Source organism: Escherichia sp. MOD1-EC6475, assembly GCF_003046645.1.
GTDB lineage: Bacteria > Pseudomonadota > Gammaproteobacteria > Enterobacterales > Enterobacteriaceae > Escherichia > Escherichia ruysiae.
On record NZ_PZKQ01000052.1, the window covers coordinates 55,372 to 75,991 of the forward strand.

Below are 20,620 nucleotides of genomic sequence, written 5' to 3' on the forward strand. Positions count from 1 at the left end.
TTATTCCTTAAAGCCGCCTTCAACGCGCCACCCAACCAAGGGTGCGCTGCGCCAGCACATCGCGTGCCGGGGTGAATAATTCCATTGCCATCAGCCCGATGTTGCGCCCGACAACCAGCGGCGCCCAGCGGTTGGCAAAAAGATGAACAAGGCTGTCTGTTACACCAATAGTCGCTTCGCGATCGCTCTGCCGACGCTGCTGGTAACGGCACAAAATGCCGTAATCACCGATATCCTCTCCGCGTTCCTGCGCCTGAGTCAGGGTTTCCGCAAGGCTCATAACATCACGCATACCGAGGTTAAATCCTTGCCCGGCAATCGGGTGCAGGGTTTGCGCCGCATTGCCCACCAGCACGGTGCGATGGGTTATAGGTTTGGCGGCGCGGGTTAACGCCAGCGGATAAGCACTGCGTTTTCCGGCGTGGGTAATTTGCCCCAGCCGCCAGCCAAACGCAGCCTGGAGTTCACGGCAAAACTTCTCGTCGCTCCACGCCAGTACCTCTTCGTGCCGTTCCAGTGGATGACACCAGACCAGCGAACAACGTCCGTCAGACATCGGCAACATCGCCAACGGACCGTATTGCGTGAAACGTTCAAAAGCACGGCCTTCGTGCGCAACGGAGGTCGCAACGTTGGCAATCACTGCCAGTTGTTCGTAAGGCTCCTGCTGCCAGTCAACACCGCAGGCGCTGGCTAATGCTGAATGGGTGCCATCAGCGGCTACCAGCACGCGCCCCGTCAGCGTCCCGCCGCTCTCCAGCGTCACTTCAACGGTATCCTGTGTACGGGAAACGTTAGCAACGCGATCCGGGCAATGCAGCGTTACGCCTGGCGCTTTGCGCAACAGCGCAAACAGCCGTTGCCCGACATTATGCAACTCGACAACCTGCCCCAGCGCCGCCAGTTGGTAATCTTCTGCGGCGAGGGTGACGAATCCGGCATGACCGCGATCGCTGACATGCACGGTAGTGATGGCGGTTGCGCAATCAGCCAGAGATTGCCAGACGCCGATACGTGCCAGCTGCTGGCAGGTGCCCGCCGCCAGCGCAATAGCTCGTCCATCAAAGCCCGGATGTGCATGAGACTCTGGCGCGGTCGCTTCAATCAGATGTACCGGCAGCGCCCCGTGACTTAAACGGGAAATAGCCAGCGCCAGCGTCGCGCCCGCCATGCCGCCACCGACGATGATTACGCTCATTGCTTTCTCGCAGCTGCCATCAACGCTTCGATTTCTTCCGGCTTTTTCACCACGCTGGCGGTGAGGTTTTCGTTGCCAGTTTCGGTAATCACAATATCGTCTTCAATACGAATGCCGATACCGCGATATTGTTCTGGCACATCCGCATCCGGTGCAATATACAGACCTGGCTCTACGGTCAGTACCATGCCAGGTTCAAGAATGCGCGAGCGATCCTGACCATAAACACCTACGTCATGGACATCCAGACCTAACCAGTGGCTAAGGCCATGCATAAAGAAAGGACGGTGGGCGTTTTGAGCGATCAGTTCATCGACTTCACCTTTCAGGATCCCAAGTTTTACCAGGCCGCTAATCATGATGCGCACCACTTCACCGGTGACTTCCTGAATGGAAGTTCCCGGACGATACAGGCGTAAGCTGGTTTCGAGAGACTCCAGCACAATGTCGTAGATTTCACGCTGAGCCTGAGTGAATTTGCCGTTGACCGGGAAGGTACGGGTAATATCGCCAGCGTAACCTTTGTATTCGCAACCAGCATCAATCAACACCAGGTCGCCGTCGCGCAGTTCACACTCGTTTTCGGTGTAGTGCAGAATGCAGCCGTTTTCACCGCTGCCGACTATGGTGTTGTAGGAAGGATAACGCGCGCCGTGGCGGTTAAATTCGTGGTGAATTTCGCCTTCCAGATGGTACTCGAACATTCCCGGACGACATTTTTCCATCGCCCGGGTGTGCGCCAGTGCGGTGATTTCGCCCGCGCGGCGAAGTACGGCAATCTCTTCTGGCGATTTGAACAGGCGCATTTCATGAACAATGGGACGCCAGTCGATCATCGTTGCCGGAGCGGTGAGATTTTGCCGTGAGCCTTTACGCAGTTTTTCCAGCGCACTGTTCACGATTTCATCAGCATAGGTATATTCGCCCTGAGCGTGGTAAACCACATCCAGACCGTTGAGCAGTTGATAAAGTTGCTGATTGATTTCGCTGAACGCCAGGGCGCGGTCAACGCCCAGTTTCTCTGGCGCGGCATCCTGACCTAAGCGACGGCCAAACCAGATCTCCGCCGTCAGGTCGCGAACGCGGTTAAACAGAACGCTGTGGTTATGAGTGTCATCGCTTTTAATCAGCACCAGCACCGCTTCCGGTTCGTTAAAGCCGGTGAAGTACCAGAAGTCACTGTTTTGACGATACGGATATTCGCTGTCGGCGCTACGGGTCACTTCCGGGGCAGCAAAAATCAGCGCGGCGCTGCCGGGTTGCATTTGCTCCACCAGAACCTGACGGCGACGCTGAAATTCTTGCGGGGATATATCACTCATAACACTCTCCTTACGTTTTTTGTTTTTAGTGTAGAGTCGGTTTTTGTACTTCTGGCGCGGTCGGTTGCGGATGAGTAAAGGTGTCGTGGCATAACAGCGCGGCAACACGGACGTACTCGATGATCTCTTCAAGCGACATTTCCAGCTCTTCCTGATCTTCGTCTTCGTCATATCCCAGTTGCGCAATGTTACGCAGATCGTCGATGGCTTCACCGGTTTCGCCAGTCACTTTATCCAGCTTCGGCTGAGTCACGCCAAGACCAAGCAGGAAGTGATTTACCCAGCCTGCCAGCGCATCAGCGCGATCGAAAACGCTGACATCATCGCCATCAGGCAGATAAAGCTGAAAAAGGAAGCCGTCATCTTGCAGGGCATCGCTGGTGGCTGAGTGCATTTTGCGCAATGCCTGTGCCAGCTCATGACCGAAAGCCATGCCTTCGTTCGTCAGGTCGTGAAGCAGCGGCAACCATGAACTGTCATCATTACCACCGCAAATCATCCCGCTGATTAAACCGTGCATCTCAGCAGGGGTCAGACCCGTCCCTTGTTGGTTCAGATACTGGTTCATTTCGTTGTAACCAGGCATTTCGTTCTGTATAGACATAAGCATTCGTCATCAAAGGGAGGAAGATTCATGATATGCTACCACTTTGGACCCTGGTGAACCAGAAAAGGGCTTGTCTCTTCTCATCAGGGTAGCTATAGTTCGCCCCTTCGCAGACCATGGGTCTGAAGACGAAGGAAGCGCAGTCAATCAGCAGGAAGGTGGCATGTCTGCACAACCCGTCGATATCCAAATTTTTGGCCGTTCACTGCGTGTGAACTGCCCGCCTGACCAAAGGGATGCGTTGAATCAGGCCGCAGACGATCTGAATCAGCGGTTGCAAGATCTGAAAGAACGCACTAGAGTCACAAATACTGAACAGTTGGTCTTCATTGCTGCATTGAATATCAGCTATGAGTTAGCGCAAGAAAAAGCGAAGACTCGTGACTACGCGGCAAGTATGGAACAGCGTATTCGGATGCTGCAACAGACCATAGAACAAGCGTTACTTGAACAAGGTCGCATCACCGAAAAAACGAACCAAAACTTTGAATGACACTTTTCGGTTTACTGTGGTAGAGTAACCGTGAAAACAAAATTTCTCTGAGATGTTCGCAAGCGGGCCAGTCCCCTGAGCCGATATTTCATACCACAAGAATGTGGCGCTCCGTGGTTGGTGAGCATGCTCGGTTCGTCCGAGAAGCCTTAAAACTGCGACGACACATTCACCTTGAACCAAGGGTTCAAGGGTTACAGCCTGCGGCGGCATCTCGGAGATTCCCTTCTTATCTGGCACCAGCCATGACGCAACTACCAGAACTCCCACTGACATTATCCCGACAAGAAATCCGTAAAATGATTCGGCAACGTCGTCGTGCGTTAACGCCGGAACAACAGCAAGAAACGGGGCAACAAGCCGCTACCCGGATGATGACTTATCCCCCTGTTGTAATGGCGCATACGGTTGCCGTTTTTCTCTCATTTGATGGCGAACTCGACACCCAGCCGCTCATAGAACAACTCTGGCGCGCCGGTAAGCGCGTGTATCTTCCAGTTTTGCATCCCTTTAGTGCCGGTAACTTACTATTCCTGAATTACCATCCGCAAAGTGAACTGGTAGTGAACAGGTTAAAGATCCACGAGCCAAAACTGGACGTGCGCGATGTGCTTCCCCTTTCCCGGTTAGATGTGCTGGTCACACCGCTGGTCGCCTTTGATGAGTACGGTCAACGCCTGGGAATGGGCGGCGGTTTTTATGATCGGACATTGCAAAACTGGCAGCACTACAAAATGCAGCCAGTAGGTTATGCGCATGATTGTCAGTTAGTAGAAAAACTGCCGGTTGAAGAGTGGGATATCCCACTGCCTGCGGTGGTTACGCCGTCGAAAGTCTGGGAGTGGTGAGGGCGATACTCCCGCATCGCCCTGATTGACATCGTTGATTCTTTAACCTAATTTAGTGAGTAAGGGTAAGGGAGGATTACTCCTCCCCTGAGACTGACTGTTAATAAGCTGGCAAACTTATCAGTAACAGTACAATCAGTATGATGACAAGTCGCATCATAACCCTTCTCCTTTAAGCCCTCGCTTCGGTGAGGGCTTTACCGTTACAGCCCTGTGCTGCCCCGCCATCGTAAACTCTCTTTAAATAACCACAACGCTTTGATCTGGCTTTAAATCTTTTCTTCGAGCGCGCTCGTAAAACATCATGCAAGGTATGAATACATTGTGGGCAAAAGAGATTTATTACGGCAGTAAACGAGGACAGTGATGTGACTATCAAAAAGATCGGTTCAGGGCGACGCCTCCCGCATCGCCCTGATTGACATCGTTGATTCTTTGACCTAATTTAGTGAGTAAGGGTAAGGGAGGATTGCTCCTCCCCTGTGACTGACTGTTAATAAGCTCCGAAACTTATGAGTAACAGTACAATCAGTATGATGACAAGTCGCATCATAACCCTTCTCCTTCAAGCCCTCGCTTCGGTGAGGGCTTTACCGTTACAGCCCTGTGCTGTCCCGCCATCGTAAATCCTCTTCGAATAAAGGCAACGCATTGATCTGGCTTTGATTTATTTCTTCGAGCAGACTCGCAAAGGCGATTGCAGCACACTGCAAATGCAGTGATAAGCGCGGGAAAAAGGATAAAAAAACGGGCAAGTCAGCGACCTGCCCGTTGTTTGTCAGAGAAGGGAATCAGTACAGCAGACGGGCGCGAATGGTGCCCGGAATCGCTTTCATTGCCTGTAATGCTTTTTCAGCAACGTCTTCATCTGCTTCAATATCAATAACTACGTAGCCCATCTGAGCAGACGTTTGCAGATACTGCGCGGCGATGTTAACGCCCTGCTCTGCAAAGATTTTGTTCAGCGCAGTCAGCACGCCCGGACGGTTTTCGTGGATGTGCATCAGACGGCGGCCACCGTGCAGCGGTAGCGAGACTTCCGGGAAGTTCACCGCAGAGAGCGTGGATCCATTGTCAGAGTACTTGATCAATTTACCCGCAACTTCCAGGCCGATATTCTCCTGCGCTTCCTGAGTCGAACCGCCAATGTGCGGCGTCAGCAGGACGTTGTCGAATTCGCACAGTGGTGAGGTAAACGGATCGCTGTTGGTCGCCGGTTCTGTTGGGAATACGTCGATTGCCGCACCAGCCAGATGTTTGCTCGCCAGTGCGTCACACAGCGCCGGAATATCGACCACAGTACCGCGCGAAGCGTTAATCAGCAGCGAGCCGGGCTTCATCAGCGAGATCTCTTTCGCGCCCATCATGTTTTTGGTGGACGGGTTTTCAGGCACATGCAGGCTCACCACGTCACTCATATTCAGCAGGTCGGAAAGATGTTGCACCTGCGTCGCGTTGCCCAGCGGCAGTTTGTTTTCAATATCATAGAAGTAAACATACATCCCCAGCGACTCCGCCAGAATGCCAAGCTGCGTACCGATATGACCATAACCAATGATACCCAGCTTTTTGCCGCGCGCTTCAAAAGACCCCGCCGCCAGTTTGTTCCACACGCCACGGTGCGCTTTGGCGTTGGCTTCCGGCACTCCGCGCAATAGCAGCAGAAGTTCACCAATCACCAGCTCAGCGACAGAACGCGTATTCGAAAACGGTGCGTTAAATACCGGAATCCCGCGTTTTGCCGCAGCATTTAAATCAACCTGGTTTGTGCCTATGCAGAAACAGCCAATAGCGACCAGCTTTTCTGCGGCATTAATCACTTCTTCGGTCAGATGGGTACGGGATCGCAGGCCGATGAAGTGGGCATCGCGGATGGATTCTTTTAATTGTTCATCATCCAGCGCGCCTTTATGAAATTCGATGTTGGTGTAACCTGCCGCGCGAAGACTTTCCAGCGCCTTTTGGTGCACGCCTTCTACCAGCAGAAACTTAATCTTGTCTTTCTCCAGCGATACCTTTGCCATTTACCCAATCCTGTCTTTGAAATGTTGTGTGTGGATTTACATCCGCCTTTCAACATATCAAAAAATAATAATGCGGCAATATGAACGTTTGCGTCGCGATGTTGAGGAAATATCACGAGAGGTTGATTAACAGAAGAAAATGCTGAAGATGAGACTTTCTTTAGCGAGTTAGGCAAAAGTGAGTTAAAAACGTGATAGATGTCACCAAATTTAACAATGCAAAAAATTTTTAACGGGGGAACGAACTCCCCCGTCAGATCATTTCACAATGGTTTTAACGCCGTCAGGCGTGCCAATCAGCGCGACGTCCGCACCACGGTTGGCAAACAGACCAACAGTAACCACACCCGGAATCGCGTTAATCGCATTTTCCATCGCCACCGGATCAAGGATTTCCATACCGTGGACGTCGAGGATTACGTTGCCGTTATCAGTCACCACGCCCTGACGATATTCCGGACGACCGCCAAGTTTCACCAGTTGACGAGCCACTGCACTACGCGCCATCGGAATCACTTCCACCGGCAACGGGAATTTGCCCAGAATATCGACCTGCTTGGAGGCGTCCGCGATGCAGATAAATTTCTCTGCAACCGAGGCGATGATTTTTTCACGCGTCAGCGCCGCACCGCCGCCTTTGATCATCTGCATATGACCGTTGATTTCATCTGCACCGTCAACGTAGATGCCGAGGCTGTCAACTTCATTGAGGTCAAATACATGAATGCCAAGGCTTTTTAGTTTTTCAGTGGATGCATCCGAGCTGGAAACTGCCCCTTCAATCTGACCTTTCATCGTGCCGAGTGCATCAATAAAGTGTGCGGCGGTGGAACCTGTACCAACACCAACAATGGTTCCGGGCTGAACATACTGAAGTGCCGCCCATCCTACTGCTTTTTTCAATTCATCCTGCGTCATGATCGTTTCGCCTGTGGTATGAAATTTCAGACGCATTATATACAAAAAAAGCGATTCAGACCCCGTCAGCAAGTCGTACGGATAACTCATCCATGAAATAACAGACAATGGCGGACATCCCCTTTCACCCCGGCAAAGCTGGGTATCAGGAGGCATCAGAATTACCCTTCTATCCCCCAGTCTGCATATCTGAAACTACGCCGATAAAGGTGAAGCTCTGTAATACAATTAATTGATAATATTACCAATAAAAATCACATCCAGTGCCAGTAACTCGCCCACAGAACCTTGCCTGTACGCTCCACAAAGCCTAAAAAAACACGGTGTTGTCAGTCAAAATTTCCATTATGGCTGCTTTTGTATACGTTAAATGCTCTGTACCCAAAGCAAAATTATGTCATAGTTCGGCATAAGAAAATTTGAGGAGCAGGTTAAAGCAATGAAACGCCCGGACTACAGAACATTACAGGCACTGGATGCGGTAATACGTGAACGAGGATTTGAGCGCGCGGCACAGAAATTGTGCATTACGCAATCAGCCGTCTCACAGCGCATTAAGCAGCTGGAAAATATGTTCGGGCAGCCGTTATTAGTGCGTACTGTCCCGCCGCGACCTACAGAACAAGGGCAAAAACTGCTGGCACTGCTTCGCCAGGTCGAATTGCTGGAAGAAGAGTGGCTGGGGGATGAACAAACCGGTTCAACCCCGCTACTACTTTCACTGGCGGTCAACGCTGACAGTCTGGCAACCTGGCTGCTACCGGCGCTGGCTCCGGTGCTGGCTGATTCCCCTATTCGTCTGAACTTGCAGGTGGAAGATGAAACCCGCACCCAGGAACGTCTGCGTCGCGGTGAAGTGGTTGGCGCGGTGAGTATTCAACATCAGGCGCTGCCCAGTTGTCTTGTCGATAAACTTGGCGCGCTCGACTATCTGTTCGTCAGCTCCAGACCATTTGCTGAAAAATACTTTCCCAATGGAGTAAGCCGCTCCGCGCTGCTCAAGGCACCGGTGGTGGCGTTTGACCATCTTGACGATATGCACCAGGCATTTTTACAGCAAAACTTCGATCTCCCGCCAGGTAGCGTGCCGTGCCATATCGTTAACTCGTCTGAAGCCTTCGTTCAACTCGCTCGCCAGGGAACAACCTGCTGTATGATCCCACACCTGCAAATTGAGAAAGAACTGGCGAGCGGCGAGCTGATCGACCTTACGCCAGGGCTGTTTCAACGGCGAATGCTCTACTGGCACCGCTTTGCCCCAGAAAGCCGCATGATGCGTAAAGTCACCGATGCTTTGCTCGACTATGGTCACAAAGTGCTTCGTCAGGATTAATCAATCACTTAATGCCTGGTAGCACATATCAGGCATTTTCCTTTTTTCTTTTTACCTTCTTTGAACAACGTCACGAAACAGACAAATCTCACGCGGCAAAAAACGACGTCCCAATGCATTTTTTTTGCTGGCGACAACCCCGTGTAAAAAGCTCACCGTAAGCGCATCCCACCATTTTGATTGCGTTTTATGGAGCAAATAATGTCTAACGTGCAGGAATGGCAACAACTTGCCAACAAGGAATTGAGCCGTCGGGAGAAAAACGTCGACTCACTGGTACGGCAAACGGCGGAAGGGATAACCATCAAGCCGTTGTATACCGAAGCCGATCTCGACAATCTGGAAGTAACCGGCACCCTTCCAGGCTTGCCCCCCTACGTTCGTGGTCCACGTGCCACCATGTATACCGCTCAACCGTGGACCATTCGTCAGTATGCTGGTTTCTCCACGGCAAAAGAATCTAACGCCTTTTATCGCCGTAACCTCGCTGCCGGGCAAAAGGGCCTTTCCGTTGCCTTTGACCTCGCCACCCACCGTGGTTACGACTCTGACAATCCGCGCGTTTCAGGCGACGTCGGTAAAGCAGGCGTCGCTATCGACACCGTTGAAGATATGAAGGTGCTATTCGACCAGATCCCGCTGGATCAAATGTCGGTATCGATGACTATGAACGGGGCGGTGTTGCCGGTCCTGGCGTTTTATATTGTGGCCGCTGAAGAGCAAGGCGTTACACCCGATAAACTCACAGGCACCATCCAGAACGACATTCTGAAAGAGTACCTCTGCCGCAATACCTATATTTATCCGCCAAAACCGTCTATGCGTATTATCGCTGACATCATCGCCTGGTGTTCCGGCAATATGCCGCGCTTTAATACCATCAGTATTAGCGGTTACCACATGGGCGAAGCGGGAGCTAACTGCGTGCAGCAGGTGGCGTTTACTCTCGCTGATGGAATTGAGTACATCAAAGCTGCACTTTCTGCTGGCCTGAAAATTGACGACTTTGCCCCGCGCCTGTCGTTTTTCTTTGGCATCGGTATGGATCTTTTCATGAACGTCGCCATGCTGCGCGCCGCACGTTATCTCTGGAGTGAGGCGGTAAGCGGATTTGGAGCCAAAGATCCAAAATCACTGGCACTGCGCACCCACTGTCAGACCTCAGGCTGGAGTCTCACCGAGCAAGATCCCTATAACAACGTTATCCGCACCACCATTGAAGCGTTGGGCGCCACACTTGGCGGTACACAATCACTGCATACCAACGCTTTTGATGAGGCTCTTGGGCTGCCAACCGACTTCTCGGCACGTATAGCCCGTAATACTCAGATAATCATTCAGGAAGAGTCAGAAATCTGCCGCACCGTCGATCCGCTGGCCGGATCTTATTACGTTGAGTCGTTGACCGATCAGATCGTTAAACAAGCCAGAGCTATTATCCAACAGATCGATGAGGCTGGTGGCATGGCGAAAGCGATCGAAGCGGGTTTGCCAAAACGAATGATCGAAGAAGCGTCTGCGCGTGAGCAGTCACTGATCGATCAGGGCAAACGAGTGATTGTTGGTGTTAACAAGTACAAGCTGGATCACGAAGACGAAACCGATGTCCTTGAGATAGACAACGTGATGGTACGTAACGAGCAGATTGCTTCACTGGAGCATATTCGCGCCACCCGCGATGATGCTGCCGTAACCACCGCACTGAATGCTCTGACTAATGCGGCACTGCAAAACGAAAACCTGCTGGCTGCTGCTATTAATGCGGCACGCGTTCGCGCGACATTGGGTGAAATCTCCGATGCGCTGGAAGCCGCTTTTGACCGTTATCTGGTGCCGAGCCAGTGTGTTACCGGCGTGATTGCGCAAAGCTATCATCAGTCGGAAAAATCAGCTTGCGAATTTGATGCGATTGTTGCGCAAACGGAACAGTTCCTCGCGGATAACGGCCGTCGCCCGCGCATTCTGATCGCCAAAATGGGGCAGGATGGACACGATCGCGGGGCCAAAGTTATTGCCAGCGCCTATTCCGATCTTGGATTTGACGTTGATTTAAGTCCGATGTTCTCGACACCAGAAGAGATCTCCCGCCTGGCGGTGGAAAACGACGTTCATGTGGTGGGGGCGTCCTCACTCGCTGCCGGGCATAAAACACTGATCCCGGAACTGGTAGAAGCCCTCAAAAAATGGGGACGCGAAGATATCTGCGTAGTCGCTGGCGGCGTTATTCCACCGCAGGATTATGCCTTCCTGCAAGAACGTGGCGTGGCAGCGATTTATGGTCCGGGTACTCCCATGCTCGACAGCGTACGTGATGTACTGAATCGGATTAGCCAGCGTCATGATTAACGAAGCCACGCTGACAGACAACATTCGGCGCTTACGTCAGGGTGAGCGTGCCACGCTCGCCCAGGCGATGACGCTGGTAGAAAGCCGTCATCCACGTCATCAGGAACTAAGTACTCAGTTGCTCGACGCCATCATGCCGTTTTGTGGAAATGCACTGCGCCTGGGCGTTACCGGCACACCTGGCGCGGGGAAAAGCACCTTTCTTGAAGCTTTCGGTATGTTGCTGATTCGCCAGGGGCTGAAAGTCGCGGTAATTGCCGTCGATCCCAGCAGCCCAGTGACCGGTGGCAGCATTCTTGGCGATAAGACCCGGATGACCGAACTGGCGCGTGCCGATACGGCATTTATTCGCCCGGTTCCATCATCCGGTCATCTGGGCGGCGCCAGCCAGCGGGCGCGGGAGTTAATGCTGTTATGCGAAGCGGCGGGTTATGACGTGGTGATCGTTGAAACCGTCGGCGTCGGGCAGTCAGAAACCGAAGTAGCCCGCATGGTGGACTGTTTTATCTCACTGCAAATCGCCGGTGGTGGTGATGATCTCCAGGGCATTAAAAAGGGGCTGATGGAGATGGCAGATCTGATTGTCATTAACAAAGACGATGGAGATAACCACGCGAATGTCGCCATTGCCCGCCACATGTACGAGGGCGCTCTGCATATTCTGCGTCGCAAATATGACGAATGGCAGCCGCAGGTTCTTACCTGTAGCGCGCTGGAAAAATGCGGTATCGATGAGATTTGGCGCGCAATTATCGATTTCAAAACCGCACTTACCGCCAGCGGTCGTTTGCAACAAATGCGGCAACAACAATCGGTGGAATGGCTGCGTAAACAAACCGAAGAAGAGGTGCTGCACCACCTGTTCGCGAATGAAGATTTCGATCGCTATTACCGCCAGACGCTATTAGCAGTCAAAAACAATACGCTCTCGCCGCGCACCGGTTTGCGGCAGCTCAGTGAATTTATCCAGACTCAATATTTTGATTAAAGGAATTTTTATGTCTTATCAGTATGTTAATGTCATTATCATCAACAAAGTGGCGGTCATTGAGTTTAACTATGGCCGCAAACTCAATGCATTGAGTAAAGTCTTTATTGACGACCTGATCCAGGCACTAAGCGATCTCAACCGACCCGAAATTCGCTGTATCATTCTGCGTGCCCCGAGTGGTTCCAAAGTATTCTCCGCAGGCCACGACATCCATGAATTGCCATCAGGCGGTCGCGATCCTCTCTCTTACGATGATCCGCTACGGCAAATTACCCGTATGATCCAAAAATGCCCGAAACCGATTATCTCAATGGTCGAAGGTAGCGTCTGGGGAGGTGCTTTTGAAATGATCATGAGTTCCGATCTGATCATCGCCGCCAGCACATCGACCTTCTCAATGACCCCAGTTAACCTTGGCGTACCGTATAACCTGGTGGGCATCCACAACCTGACCCGCGACGCGGGCTTCCACATCGTCAAAGAACTGATATTTACTGCTTCGCCAGTCACCGCCCAACGCGCGCTGGCTGTTGGCATTCTCAACCACGTTGTTGACATCAGCGAGCTGGAAGATTTCACCCTGCAAATGGCGCACCACATTTCCGAAAAAGCACCGCTGGCGATCGCGGTAATCAAGGAAGAACTGCGCGTGCTGGGCGAGGCGCACACGATGAATTCAGACGAATTTGAACGTATTCAGGGGATGCGCCGAGCGGTTTATGACAGCGAGGATTATCAGGAAGGTATGAACGCTTTCCTGGAAAAACGTAAACCTACTTTCGTCGGGCATTAATGCTCAGCGAATGAAGGAGCAAAAGATGAATATGATCTGGGCAAGGATGACCGCCGATGAAGCGGCGGAAATTATCCAGCACAATGATATGGTAGCATTCAGCGGCTTTACCCCTGCGGGTTCACCTAAAGCTCTACCTGTCGCTATTGCTCATCGTGCCAACGAACAACATGAGGCGAAAAAACCGTACCAGATTCGCCTGCTAACCGGAGCGTCAATTAGCGCCGCCGCCGATGACGTGCTCTCTGAAGCTAACGCCGTTTCATGGCGCGCTCCGTATCAAACATCATCTGGGTTACGCCAAAAGATCAATCAGGGGGCAGTCAGTTTTGTTGATCTACACTTGAGCGAAGTCGCGCAAATGGTTAACTACGGCTTCTTCGGCGACATTGATGTTGCGGTAATTGAAGCCTCAGCCATCGCGCCGGATGGACGTGTCTGGTTAACCAGTGGGATCGGTAACGCTCCGACCTGGTTACTGCGGGCCAAGAAAGTAATCATTGAACTCAATCACTATCATGATCCGCGCGTTGCGGAACTGGCGGATATTGTGATTCCTGGCGCACCACCGCGACGCAATAGCGTTTCGATCTTCCATGCGATGGATCGCGTCGGTACTCGTTATGTGCAAATTGATCCGAAAAAGATTGTCGCGGTCGTGGAAACCAACTTACCTGATGCAGGTAAGCTGCTGGATAAGCAAAATCCCATGTGCCAACAGATCGCCGACAATGTGGTTACCTTCTTATTACGTGAAATGGCACAGGGGCGCATTCCGCCGGAATTTCTGCCACTGCAAAGTGGGGTAGGCAACATCAATAATGCGGTAATGGCGCGTCTCGGGGATAACCCGGATATTCCACCGTTTATGATGTATTCGGAAGTGCTACAGGAATCAGTAGTTCATCTTCTGGAAACTGGAAAAATCACCGGAGCCAGCGCCTCCAGTCTGACTATCTCTGCCGATTCACTGCGTAAGATTTATGACAATATGGACTATTTCTCCTGTCGCATTGTGTTACGTCCGCAGGAGATTTCCAATAACCCGGAAATTATCCGCCGCCTTGGTGTTATCGCTCTGAACGTCGGCCTGGAGTTTGATATTTACGGGCACGCCAACTCAACGCATGTTGCCGGTGTTAATTTAATGAACGGTATCGGCGGCAGCGGTGATTTTGAACGCAATGCTTATCTGTCGATCTTTATGGCGCCGTCGATCGCCAAAGAAGGAAAAATATCAACCATCGTGCCGATGTGTAGTCATGTTGATCACAGCGAGCACAGCGTGAAAGTGATCATCACTGAACAAGGGATCGCCGATCTGCGCGGCCTCTCTCCACTTCAGCGCGCACGCGCTATCATCGATAACTGCGCCCATCCCATGTATCGTGACTATCTGCATCGCTATCTGGAAAATGCCCCTGGCGGGCATATTCACCACGATCTTAGCCACGTTTTCGATCTGCATCGTAACTTGATCGAAACGGGTTCAATGCTGGGTTAATTGCTCGTACCATCACGATCTTCAGCAATTTGCTGTAGCATCGTGGCGGTATAGCGATGATTTTTCAGTGAATAGAGATATTCCTGCATATACATTGGCGTATGCGGCGCATCAAAATATTTCAGCGTTGCCGGATTCACCAGTCGCCAGGCAAAATGTGGAATGACTGTCAGAAAATGTCCGCGCTCAACGGCGCTGATTTTGGCCATAAAACTGTAGGGGCGATAAATAATTGTTGGATTGATCCCACAAGGGCGCATGTTCGCATCAATCATCGCTTCATAGTTAGCGCGATTCTGAAAGCGCATCTGTAACCACGGTAGCTCCTGTAATAACTCCTGCTCCTGACGTTCTTCAAAACGGCGGGAAACAAGAAACCCTAGCCGCAGCGGCGACAGTTCGCTGATAGTTAGATTTTCCAGCCCCTTTACTCGGGCGGATACATGCTGCGGAGAGATAATAAAATCAAACTGACGGTAGAAGAGATTATCGATAACCCCATTTTCGCTAAACTCAACCGGCTGAGCAGTCACCCCTTCATATTTATCACCAAGACTGATTAGCTGATCAAAAATAATCGTCGGATAAGTATTATCGATGCCAATGACAATTTCATGAGAATGACGCCCGGAATTATGAATTTCATTATCAATAGCAGAAAGTCGTTGGTAAACCGGGAATAGTTTTTGATAAAGTTCCTGCCCGGCTTTATTAAGGCTAATGTTGTTATCTTTACGGGTAAACAGCGTATAACCAATTTGCTCCTCCAGCGCGGCAATACTTTTGCCAAACGGTGAAGCCGTCATATGAATCTTTTCTGCTGCCCGAGCAATATTATTGGTTTGCGCTAATAAAATAAAATTGCGCATCTTTTTTGAAATAAAAATATCCATACCCTCTCCCAAACATCACTGTCCGCTTAACCGTTTCAGTTATTCAATCTTTGATGAAATTGCGAGCAAAGATAGGTAATTGCATCATGGTTTTACAGAAAATTACAGAAAAAGGAGACGATATAAGGTGAAGACATTAGCCCGACAAATGAGTCGGGCTAAATGTATTATTGTGCGGTAGGTGTTTTTGCAGGTTGCTGATCAACGGGTTCTAACTGGAAGACCACATCCACCTGATCATCAAACTGAATAGCGGCCTGCTCGTAAGTTTCCTGAGCAGAAACCGGCGCGGCATCAGCTTTCATCATCCGAACCATCGGGCTGGGCTGATAGTTGGAAACATGGTAGCGCACGCTATACACCGGTCCCAGTTTGCGATTAAAGCCATTTGCCAGCTCCTGCGCCTGATGAATCGCGTTATCTATCGCTGCCTTACGCGCTTTATCTTTATAGGTATCCGGTTGCGCTACGCCCAACGAAACAGAACGAATTTCGTTAAGACCGGCCTTCAGCGCACCATCCAGCAACGAATTCAGTTTGTCTAACTGACGAACTGTTACTTCTACCGTTCTCACTGCCCGATAGCCTTTCAGAATACTTTTGCCATCCTGGTAATCGTAATCTGGCTGGGTACGTAAATTCGCAGAACTGATATCTTTTTTCGCGATCTGATTGAGTTCAAGGAAAGAGATATATTGCGCCACGCGCTCATCCGCTTGTTTCTTGGCGGTAGCAGCATCCTTCGCTGCCACATTAACTTCAATAGCAAGAGTGGCAATGTCTGGCACTGCATCTACGCTTGCCGTTCCTGAAGTGACAATGTGCGGACCATCCGGTAGTTCATTGGCCTGTACTGCCATCCCGCTGAAACCCATCAATGCCGCCAGGGCGATAACTTTGAACTTCACGTTAGTCTCTCCGTGTTAATTTACTTGCCCAAAATTCAAAACCTCTGTAGGCAAGCTTAGCGTCTCTGTTTTTATTTTCCATAAGATAGCGCCTAACTGAACAAGGCTTGTGCATGGGCAATACCATCTCTCGCCAGCTGTAGGGCGATAAACCACATTACGCCACCAACAATAATATTAATAATACGCTGCGCTTTGGCGGTACGCAGACGCGGTGCCAGCCAGGCAGCGAGAAGCGCCAGACCAAAGAACCACAAGAAAGAGGCGCTAATCGTCCCAAGCGCAAACCAGCGTTTTGGTTCGACGTCGAGCTGCCCGCCGAGGCTCCCCAATACCACAAAGGTATCCAGATAAACATGGGGATTCAGCCAGGTCACTGCCAGCATGGTGGCAATAATTTTCCAGCGTCCCTGTTTCATGACTTCAGCACTAACCAGCTCAATATTACTGCTCATCGCCGTTTTAAAAGCGCCAAAGCCATACCACAACAAGAAGGCAACGCCGCCCCAGGTCACTAAGGCCAATAACCACGGTGACTGCATCAGTAACGCGCTACCGCCAAAAATCCCGGCGCAAATCAGAACCAAATCGCTGATTGCACAAAGTAAGGCAATCATAATGTGGTACTGGCGGCGAATACCCTGATTCATCACAAAAGCATTTTGTGGACCGAGCGGCAGGATCATAGCCGCACCAAGTGCAAGACCTTGAAAATAATAAGAAAACACGTTAAACATTCCGAATTAATTATCTGATGCAGAGACTATAGCGCGGGATTGTTATTAGCGGAAATTGATAATATTAATTGGCAATCAGAATAACTAATAAGAGAGAGGCCAGATAGTATTATCTGGCCTCAGTGTTGATTATGCAGCTTTGTCCTCTTTCACCCGCTTAAAATTCACATCCATTTGCGGGTACGGGAAGCTGATACCAGCGGCATCAAATTCGCGTTTAATACGCTCCAGCACATCCCAGTAAACGTTTTGCAGATCGCCGCTGTTGCTCCAGACGCGGACCACGAAATTAATCGAGGATGCACCAAGCTCGTTCAGACGCACGGTCATTTCGCGATCTTTTAAAATGCGATCGTCAGACTGGATAATATCGGTCAGGATCTGCTTCACCTGATCGATATCGGAATCATACGCCACACCAATGATAAATTCGTTACGGCGCGCAGGCTCGCGAGAGAAGTTAATAATATTACCGGCAATAATTTTACCGTTCGGGATAACGATAATTTTACCGTCTGCGGTGCGCATAGTCGTAGAGAAAATCTGCACGCTCTGCACTGTACCGGCAACACCGCCGAGGTCGACATATTCACCGGCACGGAACGGGCGGAACAGTACCAGCAACACGCCAGCGGCCAGGTTAGACAGAGAACCCTGCAACGCCAAACCTACAGCTAAACCTGCGGCACCCAGCACGGCGATAACCGATGCGGTTTGAACGCCCACGCGACCTAACGCTGCGATCAGCGTAAAGGCAATAATCGCATATCGGGCTAATGCAGAGATAAAATCAGCTACGGTGGCATCTATGTTACGGGAGATCATCAGGCGATTCACCGCGTTGGAGATCATCCGCGCGACAATCAAACCGATAATGATAATCGCGAGAGCCGCCACGATGTTTACAGCATAACTCAGCAACAGCGCCTGGTTGTTCACCAACCAGGAACCTGCACCGTGTATGCTATCGACAACATTCAAATCTTCCATTCAATATTCCTTTTTAACTGACTCAAAATGGAGAAATACACTCCGCCGCCTTATGACGGGCGGTCTGACAAGGGTAAACAATAAAGTATAATTTTGCCAAATAGATCACAAAATTCTCATCTGCATCACCTTGCTTTTGGCGAAAAAAAGCCCGCTATGCTGGCCTCCTCAGATTGTTGACAAGGTGCGCTTTGTTCATGCCGGATGCGGCGTAAACGCCTTATCCGTCCTACGAAAGCATTTAAGTTCACGTAGGCCTGATAAGCGTAGCGCATCAGGCAATTTTTCTTTTGGCGAAAAAAAAGACCCGCAAAGCGGGTCTTGAGATAAGCAAAAAGGAATATCTTACAGAACGTCGATCGCGTTCAGTTCCTTGAATGCTTTTTCCAGACGAGCGATCATCGAAGTCTGACCGGCACGCAGCCATACGCGCGGATCGTAGTATTTCTTGTTCGGCTGATCTTCGCCTTTCGGGTTGCCCAGCTGACCCTGCAGGTAAGCTTCATTTTCTTTGTAGTAGTTCAGAACACCTTCCCAGGTTGCCCATTGGGTATCGGTATCGATGTTCATTTTCACTACACCGTAGCTTACGGAGTCTTTGATTTCCTGAGCTGTAGAACCGGAACCGCCGTGGAATACGAAGTTCAGGCTGTTGTGCGGCAGGTTGTGTTTCTTAGAAACATATTCCTGAGAATCGCGCAGGATAGTCGGGGTCAGAACCACGTTACCCGGCTTGTAAACGCCGTGTACGTTACCGAAAGAAGCAGCGATGGTGAAACGCGGGCTGATTTTGCTCAGCTCGGTGTATGCGTAATCAACGTCTTCCGGCTGGGTGTACAGTGCAGAAGCGTCCATGTGGCTGTTGTCCACGCCGTCTTCTTCACCACCGGTGCAACCCAGTTCGATTTCCAGAGTCATGCCGATTTTGGACATGCGCTCCAGGTATTTAGAGCAGATTTCAATGTTCTCTTGCAGAGATTCTTCAGACAGGTCGATCATGTGAGAAGAGAACAGTGGTTTACCGGTAGCAGCGAAGTGTTTTTCACCTGCGTCCAGCAGACCGTCGATCCACGGCAGCAGTTTCTTCGCGCAGTGGTCAGTGTGCAGGATAACCGGAACACCGTAGTGTTCAGCCATCTGGTGTACGTGATGTGCACCAGAGATCGCGCCCAGGATAGCAGCACCCTGCGGAACGTCAGATTTCACGCCTTTACCAGCGATAAAAGAAGCACCACCGTTGGAGAACTGAACGATAACCGGCGCTTTAACTTTAGCAGCGGTTTCCAGTACGGCGTTGATGGAGTCAGTACCGACACAGTTTACTGCTGGCAGTGCGAAGTTGTTTTCTTTTGCTACCTGGAAAACTTTCTGTACGTCATCACCAGTGATTACGCCAGGTTTTACGAAATCAAAAATCTTAGACATGTTTCTTTGTCCTGTATCGTCGGGCTGTAGAAAAAGTGCGTGCTTTAAAAGCGCGCTGAAACAAGGGCAGGTTTCCCTGCCCTGTGATTTTTTTACTTCTTAGCGCGCTCTTCGAGCATCGCTACTGCAGGCAGTACTTTACCTTCCACGAATTCGAGGAATGCGCCGCCGCCAGTGGAGATGTAGGAGATTTTGTCAGCAATACCGAACAGGTCGATTGCTGCCAGAGTGTCGCCGCCACCAGCGATGGAGAACGCTTCGCTGTCTGCGATAGCGTTAGCCACGATTTCAGTACCTTTACGGAAGTTCGGGAATTCGAACACACCAACCGGGCCGTTCCACAGAATGGTTTTCGCATTCTTCAGGATTTCAGCCAGTTCTTGCGCAGAAGCGTCACCGATATCCAGGATCTGCTCGTCAGCTTTCACGTCGTTAACAGATTTCAGAGTAGCCGGAGCAGTTTCAGAGAACTCAGTTGCTACGCGAACATCAGACGGAACCGGGATGTTGCAGGTGGTCAGCAGACGTTTTGCTTCGTCAACCAGGTCTGCTTCGTACAGAGATTTACCCACATCGTGGCCTTGTGCCGCGATAAAGGTGTTAGCAATACCACCACCAACGATCAGCTGGTCAGCGATTTTAGACAGGGAGTCCAGAACGGTCAGTTTGGTAGAAACTTTAGAACCACCAACGATAGCCACCATCGGACGAGCTGGTTCTTTCAGTGCTTTACCCAGCGCGTCCAGTTCAGCCGCCAGCAGCGGGCCTGCGCACGCAACGTCAGCGAATTTACCGATACCGTGAGTAGAAGCCTGCGCGCGGTGAGCAGTACCGAATGCATCCATTACGAACACGTCGCACAGTGCAGCGTATTTCTTGGACAGAGTTTCGTCGTCTTTCTTCTCGCCTTTGTTGAAGCGAACGTTTTCCAGAACAACCAGTTCACCTTCAGCAACGTCAACGCCGTCGAGGTAATCTTTAACCAAGCGAACCGGGTTAGACAGTTTGTCTTTCAGGTAGTTAACAACCGGCAGCAGAGAGAATTCTTCATTGTACTCGCCTTCGGTAGGACGACCCAGGTGGGAAGTTACCATCACTTTAGCGCCTTGTTTCAGAGCCAGTTCGATGGTCGGCAGAGAAGCACGGATGCGTGCGTCGCTGGTTACTTTCCCGTCTTTTACTGGTACGTTCAGATCCGCACGGATAAATACACGTTTCCCAGCAAGATCCAGATCGGTCATCTTAATTACAGACATGGTGAATCCTCTCGTTGATTCTAAAAGTTTTGCA

Annotated in this window: 20 protein-coding genes and 1 other RNA gene; 8 read left to right on the plus strand and 13 right to left on the minus strand. The window is 50.8% G+C overall.

The annotated features are described in order from the left end of the window. Positions 1–19: 19 nt before the first annotated feature. From ubiH to ygfB, 3 genes are read right to left on the minus strand one after another with little or no spacing between them, the layout of a single operon-like run. Entirely contained in the window at positions 20–1,198 is a 1,179-nt protein-coding gene (gene ubiH / locus A7589_RS16695; protein ID WP_000111213.1) for a 2-octaprenyl-6-methoxyphenyl hydroxylase, read from the minus strand. Beyond that, positions 1,195–2,520, minus strand: coding sequence for a Xaa-Pro aminopeptidase (gene pepP / locus A7589_RS16700; RefSeq protein WP_001280374.1), 1,326 nt, complete (start codon positions 2,518–2,520; stop codon positions 1,195–1,197). The genes ubiH and pepP overlap by 4 nt, the downstream gene beginning before the upstream one ends. A 25-nt stretch (positions 2,521–2,545) precedes the next feature. Next, positions 2,546–3,124: a UPF0149 family protein YgfB gene (gene ygfB, locus A7589_RS16705; RefSeq protein ID WP_001295378.1), complete on the minus strand. Its 579-nt coding sequence runs from the start codon at positions 3,122–3,124 to the stop codon at positions 2,546–2,548. 166 nt (positions 3,125–3,290) lie between these two features. Here ygfB and zapA point away from each other — a divergent pair, with 166 nt between their 5' ends. From zapA to A7589_RS16725, 3 genes are all read left to right on the plus strand, one after another. After that, a complete protein-coding gene (zapA, locus tag A7589_RS16715; RefSeq protein WP_001276008.1) occupies positions 3,291–3,620 on the plus strand; it encodes a cell division protein ZapA in 330 nt (109 codons plus the stop codon). 41 nt (positions 3,621–3,661) lie between these two features. Next, a non-coding RNA gene (gene ssrS / locus A7589_RS16720) (6S RNA) lies at positions 3,662–3,845 on the plus strand. Between the two features lie 20 nt (positions 3,846–3,865). Next, complete coding sequence (locus tag A7589_RS16725; RefSeq protein WP_000192750.1) at positions 3,866–4,468, plus strand: 5-formyltetrahydrofolate cyclo-ligase; 603 nt, start codon at positions 3,866–3,868, stop codon at positions 4,466–4,468. Positions 4,469–4,568: 100 nt separating this feature from the next. Here the strand turns inward: A7589_RS16725 and A7589_RS16730 are convergent, their stop codons facing one another. The 4 genes from A7589_RS16730 to rpiA form a co-directional block, all read right to left on the minus strand. After that, positions 4,569–4,628: a type I toxin-antitoxin system Ibs family toxin gene (locus tag A7589_RS16730; protein ID WP_100635201.1), complete on the minus strand. Its 60-nt coding sequence runs from the start codon at positions 4,626–4,628 to the stop codon at positions 4,569–4,571. A 333-nt stretch (positions 4,629–4,961) separates the two neighbouring features. Further along, positions 4,962–5,021: a type I toxin-antitoxin system toxin IbsC gene (gene ibsC, locus A7589_RS16740; protein WP_071524576.1), complete on the minus strand. Its 60-nt coding sequence runs from the start codon at positions 5,019–5,021 to the stop codon at positions 4,962–4,964. 238 nt (positions 5,022–5,259) lie between these two features. Then, complete coding sequence (gene serA, locus A7589_RS16745; protein WP_001151617.1) at positions 5,260–6,492, minus strand: phosphoglycerate dehydrogenase; 1,233 nt, start codon at positions 6,490–6,492, stop codon at positions 5,260–5,262. A 258-nt stretch (positions 6,493–6,750) separates the two neighbouring features. Beyond that, entirely contained in the window at positions 6,751–7,410 is a 660-nt protein-coding gene (rpiA, locus tag A7589_RS16750; protein ID WP_024191163.1) for a ribose-5-phosphate isomerase RpiA, read from the minus strand. A 439-nt stretch (positions 7,411–7,849) separates the two neighbouring features. Between rpiA and argP the strand changes: the two genes are divergently transcribed. The 5 genes from argP to scpC all read left to right on the plus strand — a co-directional run bounded on the left by argP (position 7,850) and on the right by scpC (position 14,377). Next, positions 7,850–8,743 (plus strand): DNA-binding transcriptional regulator ArgP, encoded by an 894-nt coding sequence (argP, locus tag A7589_RS16755; protein WP_000828352.1) that lies wholly within the window; start codon positions 7,850–7,852, stop codon positions 8,741–8,743. Positions 8,744–8,944: 201 nt separating this feature from the next. After that, complete coding sequence (gene scpA, locus A7589_RS16760; protein ID WP_000073218.1) at positions 8,945–11,089, plus strand: methylmalonyl-CoA mutase; 2,145 nt, start codon at positions 8,945–8,947, stop codon at positions 11,087–11,089. Continuing rightward, positions 11,082–12,077 (plus strand): methylmalonyl Co-A mutase-associated GTPase MeaB, encoded by a 996-nt coding sequence (meaB, locus tag A7589_RS16765; RefSeq protein ID WP_021551343.1) that lies wholly within the window; start codon positions 11,082–11,084, stop codon positions 12,075–12,077. The genes scpA and meaB overlap by 8 nt, the downstream gene beginning before the upstream one ends. Before the next feature lie 10 nt (positions 12,078–12,087). Then, entirely contained in the window at positions 12,088–12,873 is a 786-nt protein-coding gene (gene scpB / locus A7589_RS16770; RefSeq protein WP_000122067.1) for a methylmalonyl-CoA decarboxylase, read from the plus strand. Positions 12,874–12,883: 10 nt separating this feature from the next. Then, positions 12,884–14,377 (plus strand): propionyl-CoA:succinate CoA transferase, encoded by a 1,494-nt coding sequence (gene scpC, locus A7589_RS16775; RefSeq protein ID WP_491624857.1) that lies wholly within the window; start codon positions 12,884–12,886, stop codon positions 14,375–14,377. On the opposite strand, the gene srsR is transcribed toward scpC, so the two are convergent. The 6 genes from srsR to pgk form a co-directional block, all read right to left on the minus strand. Then, positions 14,374–15,270 carry a LysR family transcriptional regulator SrsR gene (srsR, locus tag A7589_RS16780; RefSeq protein ID WP_000350789.1) on the minus strand — a complete coding sequence of 299 codons (897 nt, stop codon included), beginning with the start codon at positions 15,268–15,270 and terminating at the stop codon, positions 14,374–14,376. The genes scpC and srsR overlap by 4 nt on opposite strands. Before the next feature lie 167 nt (positions 15,271–15,437). Continuing rightward, on the minus strand, positions 15,438–16,178 hold the full coding sequence (locus A7589_RS16785) for an oxidative stress defense protein (protein WP_000669826.1): 741 nt from the start codon (positions 16,176–16,178) through the stop codon (positions 15,438–15,440). A gap of 92 nt (positions 16,179–16,270) precedes the next feature. After that, positions 16,271–16,906: an arginine exporter ArgO gene (gene argO / locus A7589_RS16790; protein WP_000493354.1), complete on the minus strand. Its 636-nt coding sequence runs from the start codon at positions 16,904–16,906 to the stop codon at positions 16,271–16,273. A gap of 138 nt (positions 16,907–17,044) precedes the next feature. Next, on the minus strand, positions 17,045–17,905 hold the full coding sequence (gene mscS, locus A7589_RS16795) for a small-conductance mechanosensitive channel MscS (RefSeq protein ID WP_000389808.1): 861 nt from the start codon (positions 17,903–17,905) through the stop codon (positions 17,045–17,047). Positions 17,906–18,250: 345 nt separating this feature from the next. Next, positions 18,251–19,330: a class II fructose-bisphosphate aldolase gene (gene fbaA, locus A7589_RS16805; protein WP_000034374.1), complete on the minus strand. Its 1,080-nt coding sequence runs from the start codon at positions 19,328–19,330 to the stop codon at positions 18,251–18,253. A gap of 92 nt (positions 19,331–19,422) precedes the next feature. After that, a complete protein-coding gene (gene pgk / locus A7589_RS16810) occupies positions 19,423–20,586 on the minus strand; it encodes a phosphoglycerate kinase (protein ID WP_000111269.1) in 1,164 nt (387 codons plus the stop codon). Between the last annotated feature and the right edge of the window lie 34 nt (positions 20,587–20,620).

Bases quoted from the DNA above. Each gene is read 5' to 3' on its own strand.
- pepP (WP_001280374.1), bottom strand. From the start codon at position 2,520: ATGAGTGATATATCCCCGCAAGAATTTCAGCGTCGCCGTCAGGTTCTG.
- srsR (WP_000350789.1), bottom strand. From the start codon at position 15,270: ATGGATATTTTTATTTCAAAAAAGATGCGCAATTTTATTTTATTAGCG.
- pgk (WP_000111269.1), bottom strand. From the start codon at position 20,586: ATGTCTGTAATTAAGATGACCGATCTGGATCTTGCTGGGAAACGTGTA.
- serA (WP_001151617.1), bottom strand. From the start codon at position 6,492: ATGGCAAAGGTATCGCTGGAGAAAGACAAGATTAAGTTTCTGCTGGTA.
- ygfB (WP_001295378.1), bottom strand. From the start codon at position 3,124: ATGTCTATACAGAACGAAATGCCTGGTTACAACGAAATGAACCAGTAT.
- fbaA (WP_000034374.1), bottom strand. From the start codon at position 19,330: ATGTCTAAGATTTTTGATTTCGTAAAACCTGGCGTAATCACTGGTGAT.
- argP (WP_000828352.1), top strand. From the start codon at position 7,850: ATGAAACGCCCGGACTACAGAACATTACAGGCACTGGATGCGGTAATA.
- mscS (WP_000389808.1), bottom strand. From the start codon at position 17,905: ATGGAAGATTTGAATGTTGTCGATAGCATACACGGTGCAGGTTCCTGG.
- rpiA (WP_024191163.1), bottom strand. From the start codon at position 7,410: ATGACGCAGGATGAATTGAAAAAAGCAGTAGGATGGGCGGCACTTCAG.
- A7589_RS16725 (WP_000192750.1), top strand. From the start codon at position 3,866: ATGACGCAACTACCAGAACTCCCACTGACATTATCCCGACAAGAAATC.
- scpB (WP_000122067.1), top strand. From the start codon at position 12,088: ATGTCTTATCAGTATGTTAATGTCATTATCATCAACAAAGTGGCGGTC.
- meaB (WP_021551343.1), top strand. From the start codon at position 11,082: ATGATTAACGAAGCCACGCTGACAGACAACATTCGGCGCTTACGTCAG.
- zapA (WP_001276008.1), top strand. From the start codon at position 3,291: ATGTCTGCACAACCCGTCGATATCCAAATTTTTGGCCGTTCACTGCGT.
- scpA (WP_000073218.1), top strand. From the start codon at position 8,945: ATGTCTAACGTGCAGGAATGGCAACAACTTGCCAACAAGGAATTGAGC.
- scpC (WP_491624857.1), top strand. From the start codon at position 12,884: ATGAAGGAGCAAAAGATGAATATGATCTGGGCAAGGATGACCGCCGAT.
- ubiH (WP_000111213.1), bottom strand. From the start codon at position 1,198: ATGAGCGTAATCATCGTCGGTGGCGGCATGGCGGGCGCGACGCTGGCG.